Source organism: Streptomyces sp. 5K101, from assembly GCF_046506645.1.
Classification (GTDB): domain Bacteria; phylum Actinomycetota; class Actinomycetes; order Streptomycetales; family Streptomycetaceae; genus Streptomyces.
This window is the reverse complement of the sequence record NZ_JBKFFO010000026.1, coordinates 50,271-64,177: the sequence shown is the minus strand read 5'-3', so window position 1 is coordinate 64,177 and position 13,907 is coordinate 50,271. Positions and strand designations below refer to the sequence as shown.

Below are 13,907 nucleotides of genomic sequence, written 5' to 3'. Positions count from 1 at the left end.
CGAGCTTGTAGCAGGTCAACGCGGCGATCGAGAACCGCCGCTGCGAGCGCCCTCGGACCCGGATGACGGGTGTGCTGCCGCGCTTTGCCCAGGTGCGTGAGGTCGGCGGCGTCATCGAGAACCCGGCCTCGTCCTCGAAGACGAGCCAGGCGCCGAGCGCCGCCGCGGTGCTTCCGCCTGCGGCCAGGTCTCCTTCACCCATCCGGCCACCGCGTTGTCGTTGCGTTCGAGAGCGCGACGGGCGGGAACCTGATGGCTCCAGCCGTGCCGACGTAGCATCTGCGAGATGCCGGACAGCGTCATGCTCTTGTGGAACCTGCGTCCGATCAGCGTCCCGATCCGGGCCAGCGTCCACCTCTGGTCCGGCCAGCCGTGGGCCACCGGCCCCTTGGCCAGCTTCTCCTCCAGGACCGCGAACAACGCCTGGCTCAGCTTCGGACGACAGGCCGGCCCCCGCGACCGCAGAGCCTGCTGTCCGCTGTCCTGCCACGCCCGCCGCCACCGCTGGACCGACCGGACGCTGACCCGTAACTCCTTGGCGATCAGCGGACTGCTCAGGCCAGCAGCGAACATGCCGCCCGCTTCCAACCGGATCCGCTCACGGAACGCCTGTCTCTCCGCGGTCAGACCCCCACCCTGCGGATATCTCATGCTTCCGGCATACCGCGACCGCCGTGGGCCCGGGCGCGCCGGCCACGGGGACGGCGACCAGCAGGCCCGCGACGATGCCGGTGACGGTGCCGACGACCCGGCGGAAGCCGCGTACGAGCGTCTCGCCGCGGGACGCGGTGTTGACGAAGATCCACCAGGCGGTGCCGACGGCCCAGTACCAACGGTCCCCCGACACGAGCTGTGCGGCCGCGATCGCAAGCGCGCACGCGGCGGTGGCCTGGAACGCCTGACGGGTGGTGGGCCGGGCGAGTCCGCGGCCGGGCAGCGGCGCGGGCGCCGGGGGCGGCGGCGTCCGGCGCTCGATGCACCAGGCCCCGAAGCGGACGGCGGAGGCGGCGGCGAGCGCCAGGGCGACGGCTCCGTACAGTTCGGGCAGCTGTGCGGGGAGGGCGTGCAGGAACTGGGTGACGAAGAACATCATGAACGCGAAGATCCCCAGCGCGTGCCCGCGCGGACCCCACCGGCGGGCGTACACACCGCAGAAGACCACGCCGAGCCAGGCGGCGGCGCGCGGCAGCGGCTGACCGTGCAGCAGGGTGGCGAGCGCGCTCAACCGGGTCGAGTTCCACTGGGCCATTGGTACATTCGTAGGAGATGCACACGGACCATGGAAGGGCCAACGGACCATGGCGGTGGACGAGCTCGACACCCGCATCCTGCGCCTGCTGATCGAACAGCCGCGCACCAGCGTGCGTGAGTACGCGCGCATCCTGCAGATCGCCCGCGGCACGCTGCAGGCCAGGATCGACCGGATGGAGCGCGAGGGAGTGATCACGGCCACGGGGCCGTACCTCTCCCCCGCCGCGCTCGGTCATCCGGTGCTCGCCTTCGTCCACATCGAGGTGACCCAGGGTCATCTGGACGAGGTCGGCGACGCACTGGCGGCCGTGCCGGAGATCGTCGAGGCGTTCTCGATCACGGGCGGCGGGGATCTGCTGACCCGGGTCGTGGCGCGGGACAACCCTCACCTGGAGGACGTGATCCAGCGGCTGATCAACCTGCCCGGCGTGGTCCGTACGCGGACGGAGACGGCGCTGCGCGAGCGGGTGCCGTACCGGCTGCTGCCGCTGGTCGAGTCGGTGGGGCGGGCGGCCGGTTCATCCCGCTGAGAGAGCCCTTGGCATGCTGGACGCCATGAGCACTGCGCGTACCCCCTCGGTCATCTTCGATCTCGACGGCACGTTGGTGGACAGCGAGCCGAACTACTACGAGGCGGGGCGCAGGGTGCTCGCCGCGCACGGCGTGACCGGTTTCGACTGGGACGAGCACACGTCGTTCATCGGCATCGGCACGCGCGAGACGCTGGAGATCCTGCGGGCCCGGTACACGATCGACGCGCCGCTCGACGAGCTGCTGGCGGAGAAGAACCGGATCTACCTGGAGCTGGCGCGGGCGTCGACGGACGTCTTCCCCGAGATGCGGACGTTCGTGGAGCGGCTGGCGGCGGACGGGGTGCCGATGGCTGTCGCATCGGGCTCGTCGCGGTCGGCGATCGAGGCCGTGCTCGCGGGGACCGGCCTGGACGCGTACATCCCGCTGGCGGTCTCCGCGGAGGAGGTCGGACGCGGCAAGCCGGAGCCGGACGTCTTCCTGGAGGCGGCCCGCCGACTGGGGGCGGACCCCGCGGACTGCGTCGTCCTGGAGGACGCGCCGCCCGGCGCGGCGGCGGCGCGGGCGGCGGGCATGCGCTGCATCGCCGTGCCGTACGTGCCGGCCACGGCGTCCGACCCGGCGTTCCTGGCGGCGGACCTGCTGTTCGCGGGCGGCCAGCGGGAGTTCACGTCGCAGACGGCGTACGCCTGGACGACGACCCCGCGCTGACCGCGGGGGCGCCGCTCGGTGGGCGTCCGCCCCGGCCGGGGCCCGGCGTCGCCCGGCGACGACGGTGCCCCGTCCGGCACGGCTCAGGCCGGACCCCGGAGCGCAGGTGCCACGACGCCGTACGCCGCCGGGCGGTAAGCCAGGCGCACGGCTACTGCCCCGACGCCGGACCGTGCTACGACGCCGCACGCCGCCGCGCGAACCTGCGGGCGCACAAGTACCCCACTGGTACGGCCACTCGGGGGCCGAGGGCCCGCACCCCCGCCCGGCACGCCAGCCCGCCCGGCCGCCGCCCAAGCGCGGCGCGCATGACAGCGGCGGCGACAGCCTCAGCGGCATGGCACCTGCCCGAGACCGGCACCCATGGCCGCGGAGTCGGCGTCGGCGGCAGACGACCCGCTCGCACAGGCGCGGCGCGCCTGGGGGTGGCGGCCGCGTCGCGGCCTCGGCGGCCCCAGGCCACCCACCCAAGCGCGGCGTGCAGGACCGTGGCCGCGTCAGCGGCACGGCACCCGGCTCCGGTGACCTGCCGCCCGGCGGCGGCCCGGACGCCGCCCAAGCGCGGCGTACAGGGCCGTGGGCGCGTCAGCGGCCCGGGGTGGATTCCGGGGGGTCCTTCAGGTCGCCGCGGAGGCGTTGGGCGCGCAGGACCAGGAGCATTTCGAAGCGGCGGTCCGGATCGTCGATCGCGTCGCCCCACAGTTCGCGGATCTGGCGCAGCCGGTAGCGGGCCGTCTGGGGGTGGACGCCGAGGCGGTTCGCGACCTCGGGCGCGCCGCCCGAGGTCTCGATCCACGCCAGCAGCGTCGCGGCGAGGCGGCGCGCCTGGACCGGACTCGTGCCCTCCAGCGGCGCGAGACAGCGCGGCGCCGCCGCGTCGATCAGCTCCTGGGACGGCAACAGCACAAGTTCCTCCGTGCGTTCGGTGCAGTGCAGCACCTCACCGCGCGGCAGCAGATCGCTCTCCACCAGCCGCACCGCCGTCTCCGCCCAGCGCAGCGAGGTCGCGGCGGCGGCGAGCGGTACGGAGGGGCCGATCGCGCCGGACCAGCCGGCCGTGGCACGGCGCACCATGTCCCAGCGGCCCGCGATGTCCGGTTCGGGGATGACGATGCGGGGCTGCTCGCTCTCCATGTCGAGGAGGATGCCCTGGCCGACGGCCGGTGCCACGGCCTCCCTGGCCGGCCGGATGAGCACGCCCACGGCGATCGTCCCGGGCAGCTCCCAGCCGATGCGGGCGGCCCGTTCGCCGAGAGCGGCGTGCGGGTCGCCGCGGTGTTCGACCAGTAATCGGTCGATCAACTGACGCTGGAGCCGCAGCCGTTCGCCGGCCCGGCGGGCCGCCGCCTCGGCGTAGCCGCGTACCGACTGCTCCACGAGCCCGTCCAGGTACTCGAAGCCGGACTCGGCGAGCTCGTACATGGCGGGCGCGGCGATGTCGACCTGCTGGCCGATCTCGGCGAACCTCCGCCAGGCGAGCCGGACTCCGAGCCGGTAGATCGCCTGGAGGGAGTCCAGGCTGCGGCCGTTCAGGCCCTCGTCCCGCCCGAACTCCTGGAACACCTCGGGCGGCATCCGGGGGTCCTGCGCCCCGGACGCCAGGTGCTGCACGAAGCGTTCGATCGCGCGCCGGATGCCGACGAGTGCCATCGGCTCGCCGGACTCGTCCTCCACGAGCCGCAGGTGCGGGAAGTCGTGACGGATCTCACGGAGGATCGCCTGTGCCAGTTCACCTGCCTCGCCGAGGGCGATGGCGGCGAACCGCTCGACCTTCGGCCTCGGCACCTCGCTCCACGCCGGGCGGGTCATCGGCCCGGCGGGGCGGTGTCATAGCTGATCAACGGGACGTTGGGCTGCTCGGGAGTGGCGTTCAGTACGGTCACGATCCCGAAGGCCGTGCCCACGGCGAGTGCCGCGGCGACCACCGCGGTCGCTGCGGCGGCGATCAGTCTGCGCATAGTCGGGTCAGCTCCTCGTTGGAGACGATCCCCACCCCGTAAGGCCGGCCCCACCGGCTGGACGCACAGTGTTGACGGGACATTGACAATCCGTCAAGTGCGCCCCTACTGTCGTGGCCCCCGAGGGCTGACCGGCCCGGGCCCGTGCATCTCCGTGCGAGTCTCTCGATTCAGGAGTGCCCGGATGCGCCGTACCGCTTCACCGATGTCCCTTGTCCTGCTGGGAGCCGGGGTCTTCCTGCTGGTCCTGGCCCCGCTCCTGGTCGCGTACGTCCAGCCGCAGGCCAAGCGCACCCCGATCGACGTCGACACCACGACGGTGTTCACGGGTACGGGGAGCTACTTCGACACCTCGAAGCTCAGGACCGTGCACGGGAAGAGGATCACCATCACCCGCCAGGTCCGCGGGGACGTGGCCGACAGCGTCAGGAGCGGCAACGCCGTCTGGGACGTGTCGACCTCCGTCGACACCGATCGCACGCTGCCCGCGTCCGACACCCGCGACGCCCTCCAGTGGACGCTGGAGCGCTGGGTCACCGACCGCTCGACCAACGAACCGGTGCACTGCTGCCAGGAGACGCCCGCCTTCGACGGCGAGGCGTACCTGAAGTTCCCCTTCGACGTGGAGGAGCGCTCCTACCGCTGGTGGGACGGCACGCTCGGCGCGGTGGTGCAGCTCCGCTACGCCGGCCGCACGACGGTGCAGGGGTACGAGGGACTCCGGTTCACCGGCAGCGTCGCTCCCACGAGGACGGGTGTGCGTCAGGTGCCGGGCCGGCTCGTCGGCCGGCCGCGGACGCCGCAGGTGCTCGCCGAGGAGTGGTACGCCAACAGCGGCATCGAACTGGTCGTGGACCGGCGCACCGGCCGCATCGTGTACGCCGCCGTCGGGCCGAAGAAGACGCTGCGCGCCCCCGGCTCGGACAAGGACGCGGTCGTTCTCCTGGCGAGTGAGAAGATCGCGTTCACCCCACGTACACAACGGCAGCAGGTGGCGCTCGCGTCGGCGGACAGCGAGAAACTCGCGCTGCTCGGTACGACCGTGCCGGCCGGCGCGGCGGCCGCAGGTGCGGTGCTCGCCCTGCTGGGCGGCGTGCTGGTCGCACGCGGCCGCCGACCGGAACCCCTGCGTCCGGATGCTCACCTGGTGACGAATCAGGCCGCCTGAGGTCCGGACAAGTTGTCAAACCGGTGAGTAGCCGTGTGTCGAACACGTACCGAAAACTGGCTGTCCCCACCAGAGCACGGTCCCACCCGGTCACCCTTCCCCCACCGTGCGGTCTTTGTGCCGCGCCCCCAACCTCCCACACAGCGAAGCGAGTTGGAGCACGCATGCCCCAGCACGTACCTCCTCCCCCACTGCTCGACGCCGGACACCACCCGCACCGGCAGCCGCTCGGCCGCCCCCAGGTCGCACCGCAGGACCCCGGGCCGCCTCGCCGCATCGTCTTCCTCGCCCACCGCGACCTGGACAACCCCGCCGCCGGCGGCTCCGAACTGCTGATCGACCAGCTCGCCCGCGGCCTCACGGACCGCGGCCACGACGTCACCCTGCTGTGCGGCGGCCCCGCCGGGCACCGGCGGCCCTACCGCGTCGTCTCGGCGGGCAGCACGCTCGGGCACTACGCGGGGGCCCGCTCGGCCTTCGCCCGGCGGATCGGCGCGTGCGATCTGCTCGTCGAGGTCTGCAACGGCATGCCCTACCTGACACCGCTGTGGCACCGCGGCCCGACCCTGTGTCTGGTCAACCACGTGCACACCGAGCTGTGGGACATGCGCTTCCCCGCGCCCGTCGCCCGGGCCGGGCGGCTGCTGGAGCACTGGGCGCTGGCGCGGGCGCACCGGGGCAACCTCCTGGTCGCCGTCTCGCCCTCCACGGCCGGTGCCCTGCGCGCCATCGGCGTGGACCGGGAGCAGATCCGCGTGGTGCACAACGGAGTCCACGAGCCCGGGCTGCGCACGCCCCGCTCCACGACGCCCCTCTTCCTGGCCCTGGGCCGGCTGGTCGACTACAAGCGCATCGACCTCCTGCTGCGGCTGTGGGAACGGGTCCGGCCCGTGACCGGCGGCAGGCTCGTCATCGTCGGCGACGGCCCCGAACGGCAGCGGCTCGAACGCCTCGCGGGCCCGTCCGTCGAGTTCACCGGCCATGTCACCGAGGACGAGAAGCACCGGCTGCTGTGCGCGTCCTGGCTGCTGCTGCACCCCGCGGCCGTCGAGGGCTGGGGGCTCGTGGTGACCGAGGCCGGGGCGCGCGGCACGCCGGCTCTCGGCTTCGACGTGCCGGGCCTGCGGGACTCGGTCGACAACGGCGTCACCGGCGTCCTCGTCGGCGGCGAGTCGTCGTTCGCGGCGGCGTGGTGCGCCCTGGCGCTCGACGACGACCGGCGCGAGGGCATGGGCAAGGCCGCGGCCGAGCACGCCACCGCATTCCACTGGAGCAGCACCGTGCGGCGGTTCGCGACGGTGGCGGCCGAGGCCGTGGAGCGGGCCGGCGGCCGGGCCCGCCGCGCCGGGACGACGGGCGCACGCAGGTGAGGGATCCGTCGTTCCGCCGCTCGTTCACCCTCTTCCGCGCCTTCCTGCGCGAACAGGACGATCCCCGTACCGCCTACCGCCTGCTGGCGCGGGACGCGGCCGACCAGGTCGAGCGCCACATGGGGCTGAGCGGCCGCGTCGTCGTCGACATCGGCGGCGGACGCGGATACTTCACACGGGAGTTCCGCAGGCGCGGCGCACACAGCTACCTATTCGAACCGGACCCGGCGGAGCTCGCGGCCGAGCCGGGTGCGGGCACGGTCGTCGCCGACGGCTATCTGCTGCCGCTCGCCGACGGCACGGCCGACGTGTGCTTCTCGTCCAATGTGCTGGAGCACGTGTCCGACCCGCGCACCTTCCTCAGTGAGATGGTGCGGGTCACCCGGCCCGGCGGGCTGATCTACGTCTCGTTCACCAACTGGCTGTCCCCGTGGGGCGGTCACGAGTGGGCGCCCTGGCACTACTTCGGCGCGGAGCGGGCGCGGGCCCGCTACGAGCGGCGGACGGGCCGGCCGGCCAAGCACCGCCTCGGGGAGAACCTGTTCGCCGTCGGCGTGGGCACGACCCTGCGGCACGTCAGGGGCCGCGGTGACGTGGAGATCGTCTCCGCGCGGTCGCGGTACTGGCCCGTCGTCCCGCAGCTCGTGCCGCTCGTGCCGGGGCTGCGCGAGTTCGCCACCTGGAACCTCCTCCTCATTCTCCGGCGGTGTTCATGACCAGCGCTGTCCACGCCCGCCCGCCCGCCTCGCCCGCGGCCGGCCCCCCGCCGCCCGGTCCGCCGCCCCCGCCGCGGCGCTCGCGCCGCTGGCTGCTCGGCTTCTGGGCCGCGGTCCTCGTCGCGTTCCTCGCGGTCTCGCCGGGGCGCATGACGTTCGAGACGAAGCTCGGCGTCGTGGCCGACCCCTGGAAGTTCCTCCGCGACCTGGGCCAGTTGTGGCACGACCGGGCCGGGTTCGGCGGCATCGCGGACCAGTACGCCGGCTACCTCATCCCGATGCTGCCGTTCCACGCGGCCGCCGACCTCGTGCGGCTGCCCGTGTGGCTCGCCGAACGACTGTGGCTCTCACTGGTGGTCACCACCGCCTTCTGGGGTGCGCTGCGCCTGGCCGAACGCCTGGGCACCGGCTCCGCCGCGACCCGGCTGCTCGGCGCCGCGGTGTACGCCCTGTGGCCGACGTACACCATCGTCGTCGGCTCGACCTCGGCCGCCGCCCTCCCCGGCGCCCTCCTCCCGTGGGTGCTGCTGCCGCTGACCGACGCCCGCACGAGCCCCCGGACCGCCGCCGCGCGCTCCGCGCTGCTCATCCCCCTCATGGGCGGCGTGAACGCCGCGTCCACGCTCGCCTCGCTGCTGCCCGTGGGCCTGTACCTGCTGTGCCGGCCGGCCGGTCCCCGCAAGCGCGCGCTGATCGCCTGGTGGACGCCGTGCGTAATCCTCGCGACCGCCTGGTGGATCGTGCCGCTGCTGCTGCTCGGCACCTACGGCGAGAACTTCATGCCGTACGTGGAGACGTCCCAGACCACCACCGCGACGATGTCGGCGACCGAGGTGCTGCGCGGCGCGGGCAACTGGGTCGGCTACCTCAACTTCGGTGAGGCGTGGCTGCCCGCCGGCTGGACCGTCGCCACCTCGGCCCTGGTGATCGCCGGATCGGCGCTCGCGGCCGCGCTCGGGCTCGCCGGTCTCGCGCGGCGCGATCTCCCCGAGCGGCGCTGGCTGGTGCTGACCGTGCTGGCGACCGCCCTCGTGACCCTCGCCGGGTACGGCGGCGCGCTGGGCGGCCCGTTCCACGAGACGGTGCAGGGCTGGCTGAACGGACCGCTGGTGCCGTTCCGCAACATTTACAAGTTCCAGACCGGCATGGCGCTCGCGCTCGCTCTCGGTCTCATGCACCTCACGGCCGTCGTGCCGCGCACCGTGCCCGCCCCCGCCCGGCGCCTCGCGCCCGTGGCGGCGGCCGCGCTCGTGCTGCCCGGCCTCGGCTGGCCGTACGTCAACGGCTCCATCCTGCAGCCCGGTTCCTTCCGGCAGCTGCCCGCCTACTGGGAGAGGACCGCCGACTGGCTGGCCGAGAACTCGGCCGAGGACCGGGCGCTCGTCGTGCCCGCGACCGCGCACGGCCTCTACACCTGGGGCTCGCCCATCGACCAGCCGCTGGACGTGCTCGCCCGTTCGCCTTGGGCTCAGCGCGACTACGTGCCCTTCGGCACTCCGGGCAACCGGCGGGCCATGGACGCGGTGGAGCAGGCGCTGACGTCGGGCGGCGAAGTGCCCGGCTTGAGCGCGTTCCTGGGCCGCGCGGGCCTGCACTACGTCGTCGTGCGCAACGATCTCGACCCGGACCAGATCGGCCACGTCCCCACCACGACGGTGAAGCGCACGCTGGAGGCGTCCGGGTACCGGCGGGTCACCGGGTTCGGGCCGGTGCTCACCGGCGGACGCATCGCGGACGACACCCCCGTGCAGGTCGAGGGCCTGTTCCCGCGCCAGCGCGCGGTGGAGATCTACGAGCCGCCCGCCGGGACCGACCGCCCCGGCACGGCCCGCATGACACCGGTGGCATCGACGGCGGTGGTCAGCGGCGGGCCGGAGACCCTGCTGCCGCTGTCCGCCGACGGCGCCCTCACCGGGCGGCCCGCCGTCCTCGCGGGAGACGCCCGTCCCGGGGTGGACCGTCCTTCCCTGTATGCGGCGGGCGACGGGATGCGCCGTGCCGACACCCGGTTCGGGCTCGTCAACTCGCACACGTCGCACACCTACACGCGCCAGGAGCGCAACCCGGTCGGCGCCGCGCAGGACCCGGGCGCGCAGCCGCGGCAGATCCTGCCCCTGACGGGCGAGCGGCACCGGACCACGGCCGTGCTGCGGGGCGCCGCCTCCGTCAGCGCGTCCTCCGTGGGGAACTGGCTGTTCCATCTGCCCCAGTACGACCCGGTGAACGCCTTCGACGGCAATCCCGACACCGCCTGGGCGGAGGGATCGGCGGGCTCGCCCGAGGGCGAGTGGCTGCGCATCGCCTTCACCGGCCCCACACGGATGCCCGCGACGCTGTCGCTGACCCCGCTGCCCAGCGGCAACGTGCGCGCGGCCCCCACTTCGGTGCGGGTGGAGACGGACCGGGGCAGCAGGGTCTCCGCGCTGCGGCCGGACGGAACCGCGCAGCAGGTCGCCGCACCCGAGGGCGAGGCGCGGTGGCTGAAGGTGACGATCCTGGACTCCCAGCAGGGCCGCCCGGGGCTGACCGGCGCCGGGTTCACGGAGATCTCGGTGCCCGGTGCGCAGGTGACGCGGATGCTGGAACTGCCCGCCGACGCGCCGCGCGACGGCGCCGGCTCGGTCGTCTACTCGCTGCGGCGCGGCAGCGACCCGGGCGGACTGTCCGCGGTGCCCGCCGAGGTGGGGCTGCACCGGCAGTTCGACGCCGCCCGCCCCGGCGACTACGCGGTGCGGGCGACCGCGCTGCCCGTGCCGGGCGACGCGCTCGACGAGCTGCTGTTCGACCTCACCGGACAGCGCGACAAGATCCTCGTGAGCGCGGACTCCACGGCGCGCCTCGGCACGAACCTGAGCCCCCGCAACCTGACGGACGGCGACCTGACCACGGCCTGGGTCGCCGGTGAACGCCCCGTCCTGCACCTGTCCTGGCCGAAGAAGACCCCGGTGGGCGAGATCGTCTTCGCCGCGGCCGGGGGGCTCGCCACCCGGCCCGAGCAGGTGCAGATCAGCTCGCCCGACGGGACGGCGGTGGCGGCGGTGGACGAGAACGGCATGGCGCGGTTCGCTCCCGTCACCACCGACCGGATGGACATCACGATCTCCCGGGTGGCCCCGCTGACGCTCCACAACCCGGTCGCCGACGACCGGTTGCAGCTCCCGGTCGGGCTGAGCGAGGTGCACATCCCGGCCCTGGAGAAGTTCCGCGCGCCCCAGCCGGCCCCGGACAAGACGTTCAGGCTGCCGTGCGGCAAGGGGCCGATCGTGTCGGTCGACGGCCGGTTCCTGGAGACCCGTGCCGAGGGGCGGGTACGGGATCTGACCGAGCGCCGCCCCATCGCCGTCTCGCTCTGCACCGAGACCGGCCGGGTGCCGCTCGGCAACGGCACGCACACGGTCGAGGCCGGGGACACCGGCCCGCTGGCCGTCACCGGGATCACGCTCTCCACCGGCCCGTCGCGGGCAGCGGCCGGCGCGCCCCGCCGGGTGGAGTCCGTCTCGGGCGGCGGCGACCGCCGGACCGTGCGAGTGGGCGCGGGAGACGCCTCGTACCTCCAGATCCACGAGAACCACAACGCGGGCTGGAAGGCCACGCTGAACGGCAGGGAGCTGACGCCTCTGCGGCTGGACGGCTGGCAGCAGGCATGGCTGGTCCCGGCCGGTGCGGGCGGCACGGTGACGCTCCTCTACGAGCCCTCGCGCCTGTACGACGCCGGGATGACCGGTGCCGGGGCCCTGCTGGTCCTGCTGGCCGCGCTGGCCTTCGTCCGTCGCCGCTCCTCCGCCGCGCCGGCGCTGCCGGAGCAGGCGGTGCCGCCCGGACCCGGGCTGCTGCTCGGCACCGTCGCACTGACGCTGGTGGGTGCGGTGGTCGCCGGTCCGGTCGCCGCGGTGGTGCCCGTCCTCGCGGTGGTGGCGTGGCTGCGCCCGGCCGTGCTCGGCCCGCTCGCGTTCGCGGCCATGGCCGGTGCCGGTGTCGCGGCCGTCGCGGGCAGCGGGGAGGCGGCCGCGCTGGGCCGGGGGGCGTACGGACCGGTGGCCCAACTCCTCGCCCTGACCGCGCTGTTCGCCGCGCTGGCGACGGTGGGCCGGGAACGCCGCAGCGGGGCCCACCGGGCCGGCGGGCCCAGGGAACGCGGCGGCAACGAGCCCCACCACGACCGAGGGAGGGCCTGATGGCCACCGTTCAGCGATCGTCCGCCGTCGGAGCGGTGCCGCGGGGACCGCTCGCCCGCGTGCCGTTCCCGGTCGTCGACGAGGTGGCACGGCACTGCACGGACCCCTCCGAGCCCAACACCGTGCACATCGAGATCCACCTGCCGGGCCGCATTCGACCGGACCGGCTGCGCGAGGCGTTCGCCCACGCGCTGCGCCGGCACCCGAGGGCGCTGATGCGGGAGCGGGCACGCGGCCGGTTCGCGCGGCGCTACGAGTGGGAGCTGACGGACGGGCCCGACACCGACGTCGTCTCCGTCCCGCCGCCCGTACCCGGCGCCCTCGCGCTCGCCCGCGCACGCGCGCTCACCGTGGCGCCGCCGCTGTCCGCGTCGCCTCCGCTGCGCCTGGAGGTTGTGGCGGAGCCGGGAGCCCCCGGCTGCGTGCTGCTGTTCACGGTGCACCACACGGCGCTCGACGGCCCGTCGTGCCTGCGGATCGCGGCGACGGCGGCGGAGTTCCTCAGTGGCCGGCCCGCCCCGGCCGTGCCGTCCCTGGTCCGGCCGCTGGCCGCACCGGAGCGCGGGACGGCCCGTACCCCCGTACTGGCCAGACCCGCCCGGGTCGCCCTCGGCAGACCGGGGCCGGTACCCGGCAACGCGATGCTCGTGGCCGAACTGCCCGTACCGCGGCGGCAGCCGGGCGCTCCGTACACGGTCAACGACCAGCTGATGGCCGCCACGGCCCTGACCGTCGCCGACTGGAACCGCGAACACGGCGCGCCCGAGCGCCCGCTGCGCATCACGATGCCCGTCGACGACCGCAGCCGCGGTCCCGAGATGCCGATCGGCAACGGCACCCGCCTGGTCGAGGTGGGCTTCACGGCAGCGGAGGTGGCGGCCGACGCCGACATGGCCGTCCTGCTGCGGCTCACCGCGGAACGCACCCGTGCCCTCAAGGCGCGGCCCCGTCCCCCGCTGGGTCGCGGCGCGTCCCTGCTGACCGCGCCGGTGCTGCCCGTCGGCACCCGCGCCGCGACGACCAGGGGCCTGATGCGGCTGGCCGCGCCCTGGACCTCCACGACACTGCTCAGCAACATCGGCCGGATCCCCTACCCGCTGGATTTCGGCGAGGCCGGCCGGGCGAGTGCCGTCTGGTTCTCGGCGCCCGCCAGGATGCCGCGCGGTCTGACCGTCACCACGGCCTCCACGGGCGGCCGGCTGCACCTGGTCCTGCGCTGGTCCCGGGCGCTGCTGGGCGAGGACGACGGGCTGCGGCTGCGCGACGTGTTCGCCCGCCGTCTGGCGGCGACGGACGCGGAGGCCCTGTGAACGGCACCGCTCCCCGGGGCCTGCATGCCTTCTACGAGAATGCGGCCGTGCCCGTGGCGTCGGGCGACGCGCGCAGCAGGCGCCAGGCGCGGCTGCTGGCCCGGGCGCTCGACCTGCCGGGCGCGCTCGTCGTCGACGTCGGCTGCGGGGACGGCACGGCTGCCGCCACCGCGGCGACCGTCCTCGCCGGACACCGGATCGTCGGTGTCGACTGGTCGCAGGACGCCCTGCGCCGGGCCCGGCCCCGGCTCGCGCACGCGGTGCGCGGCGAACTGGGCGACGGCGGCCTGCCGTTCACCGACGGCTGCGCGGACGCCGTGCTGTTCAGCGAGGTCGTCGAGCATCTCGTGGACCCGGACTCGGCCCTGGACGAGCTGCGGCGGATCCTGCGGCCCGGCGGTCATCTGATGCTGTCCACGCCGAATCTGGCCGCCTGGTACAACCGCGCGCTGCTGCTTGCCGGATGGCAGCCGGTGTTCTCGGAGGTGAGCCTGCGCGGCATCCACGGCCGGCCGGGCCGCGACGTGGTCGGCCATCTGCGCCTCTACACCGCCCGTGCGCTGCGTTCCTTCCTCACCGCGTCCGGTTTCGAGGTCGTACGGATCGCGGGCGCCCCGTTCCACGGGGTGCCGCGCGGGCTGCGGCTGCTGGACCGGGCGGCGTGCGCCGTGCCCTCGGCGTCGTCGATCCTGCTGGCCCACGCCCGGCGGAGGTAGC

The 13,907-nt window shown here is 74.4% G+C and carries 11 protein-coding genes and 2 pseudogenes; 8 read left to right on the top strand and 5 right to left on the bottom strand.

All coding sequences use genetic code 11. The features are described 5' to 3' along the window. From ACLB9X_RS30930 to ACLB9X_RS30920, 3 genes and pseudogenes are all read right to left on the bottom strand, one after another. Positions 1-202: pseudogene (locus ACLB9X_RS30930) on the bottom strand (transposase); the annotation flags it as partial. After that, on the bottom strand, positions 112-651 hold the full coding sequence (locus ACLB9X_RS30925; protein ID WP_410363736.1) for a winged helix-turn-helix domain-containing protein: 540 nt from the start codon (positions 649-651) through the stop codon (positions 112-114). The gene ACLB9X_RS30925 and the pseudogene ACLB9X_RS30930, both read right to left, overlap by 91 nt. Positions 652-658: 7 nt before the next feature. Beyond that, positions 659-1,219: pseudogene (locus tag ACLB9X_RS30920) on the bottom strand (FUSC family protein); the annotation flags it as partial. A 79-nt stretch (positions 1,220-1,298) separates the two neighbouring features. On the opposite strand from ACLB9X_RS30920, the gene ACLB9X_RS30915 reads away from it, so the two are divergent. Next, positions 1,299-1,781: an Lrp/AsnC family transcriptional regulator gene (locus tag ACLB9X_RS30915; protein ID WP_410363735.1), complete on the top strand. Its 483-nt coding sequence runs from the start codon at positions 1,299-1,301 to the stop codon at positions 1,779-1,781. 25 nt (positions 1,782-1,806) lie between these two features. Beyond that, positions 1,807-2,493, top strand: coding sequence for an HAD family hydrolase (locus ACLB9X_RS30910; protein ID WP_410363734.1), 687 nt, complete (start codon positions 1,807-1,809; stop codon positions 2,491-2,493). Between the two features lie 585 nt (positions 2,494-3,078). Here the strand turns inward: ACLB9X_RS30910 and ACLB9X_RS30905 are convergent. Further along, complete coding sequence (locus ACLB9X_RS30905) at positions 3,079-4,302, bottom strand: helix-turn-helix domain-containing protein (protein WP_410363733.1); 1,224 nt, start codon at positions 4,300-4,302, stop codon at positions 3,079-3,081. After that, the gene (locus tag ACLB9X_RS30900) at positions 4,299-4,451 is read right to left on the bottom strand and encodes a hypothetical protein (protein WP_410363732.1); all 153 of its coding nucleotides are present in this window, start codon (positions 4,449-4,451) and stop codon (positions 4,299-4,301) included. Before ACLB9X_RS30900 ends, ACLB9X_RS30905 begins: the two co-directional genes overlap by 4 nt. A gap of 184 nt (positions 4,452-4,635) precedes the next feature. On the opposite strand from ACLB9X_RS30900, the gene ACLB9X_RS30895 reads away from it, so the two are divergent. The 6 genes from ACLB9X_RS30895 to ACLB9X_RS30870 all read left to right on the top strand — a co-directional run bounded on the left by ACLB9X_RS30895 (position 4,636) and on the right by ACLB9X_RS30870 (position 13,906). Beyond that, the gene (locus ACLB9X_RS30895) at positions 4,636-5,619 is read left to right on the top strand and encodes a DUF3068 domain-containing protein (protein ID WP_410363731.1); all 984 of its coding nucleotides are present in this window, start codon (positions 4,636-4,638) and stop codon (positions 5,617-5,619) included. Positions 5,620-5,783: 164 nt separating this feature from the next. After that, a complete protein-coding gene (locus tag ACLB9X_RS30890) occupies positions 5,784-6,989 on the top strand; it encodes a glycosyltransferase family 4 protein (protein ID WP_410363730.1) in 1,206 nt (401 codons plus the stop codon). Continuing rightward, on the top strand, positions 6,986-7,705 hold the full coding sequence (locus tag ACLB9X_RS30885) for a class I SAM-dependent methyltransferase (RefSeq protein ID WP_410363729.1): 720 nt from the start codon (positions 6,986-6,988) through the stop codon (positions 7,703-7,705). The genes ACLB9X_RS30890 and ACLB9X_RS30885 overlap by 4 nt, the downstream gene beginning before the upstream one ends. Then, complete coding sequence (locus ACLB9X_RS30880; RefSeq protein WP_410363728.1) at positions 7,702-11,880, top strand: alpha-(1->3)-arabinofuranosyltransferase family protein; 4,179 nt, start codon at positions 7,702-7,704, stop codon at positions 11,878-11,880. The genes ACLB9X_RS30885 and ACLB9X_RS30880 overlap by 4 nt, the downstream gene beginning before the upstream one ends. Further along, positions 11,880-13,190, top strand: coding sequence for a condensation protein (locus ACLB9X_RS30875; RefSeq protein ID WP_410363727.1), 1,311 nt, complete (start codon positions 11,880-11,882; stop codon positions 13,188-13,190). Before ACLB9X_RS30880 ends, ACLB9X_RS30875 begins: the two co-directional genes overlap by 1 nt. After that, positions 13,187-13,906 (top strand): methyltransferase domain-containing protein, encoded by a 720-nt coding sequence (locus ACLB9X_RS30870; protein ID WP_410363726.1) that lies wholly within the window; start codon positions 13,187-13,189, stop codon positions 13,904-13,906. The genes ACLB9X_RS30875 and ACLB9X_RS30870 overlap by 4 nt, the downstream gene beginning before the upstream one ends. Position 13,907: the final 1 nt, after the last annotated feature.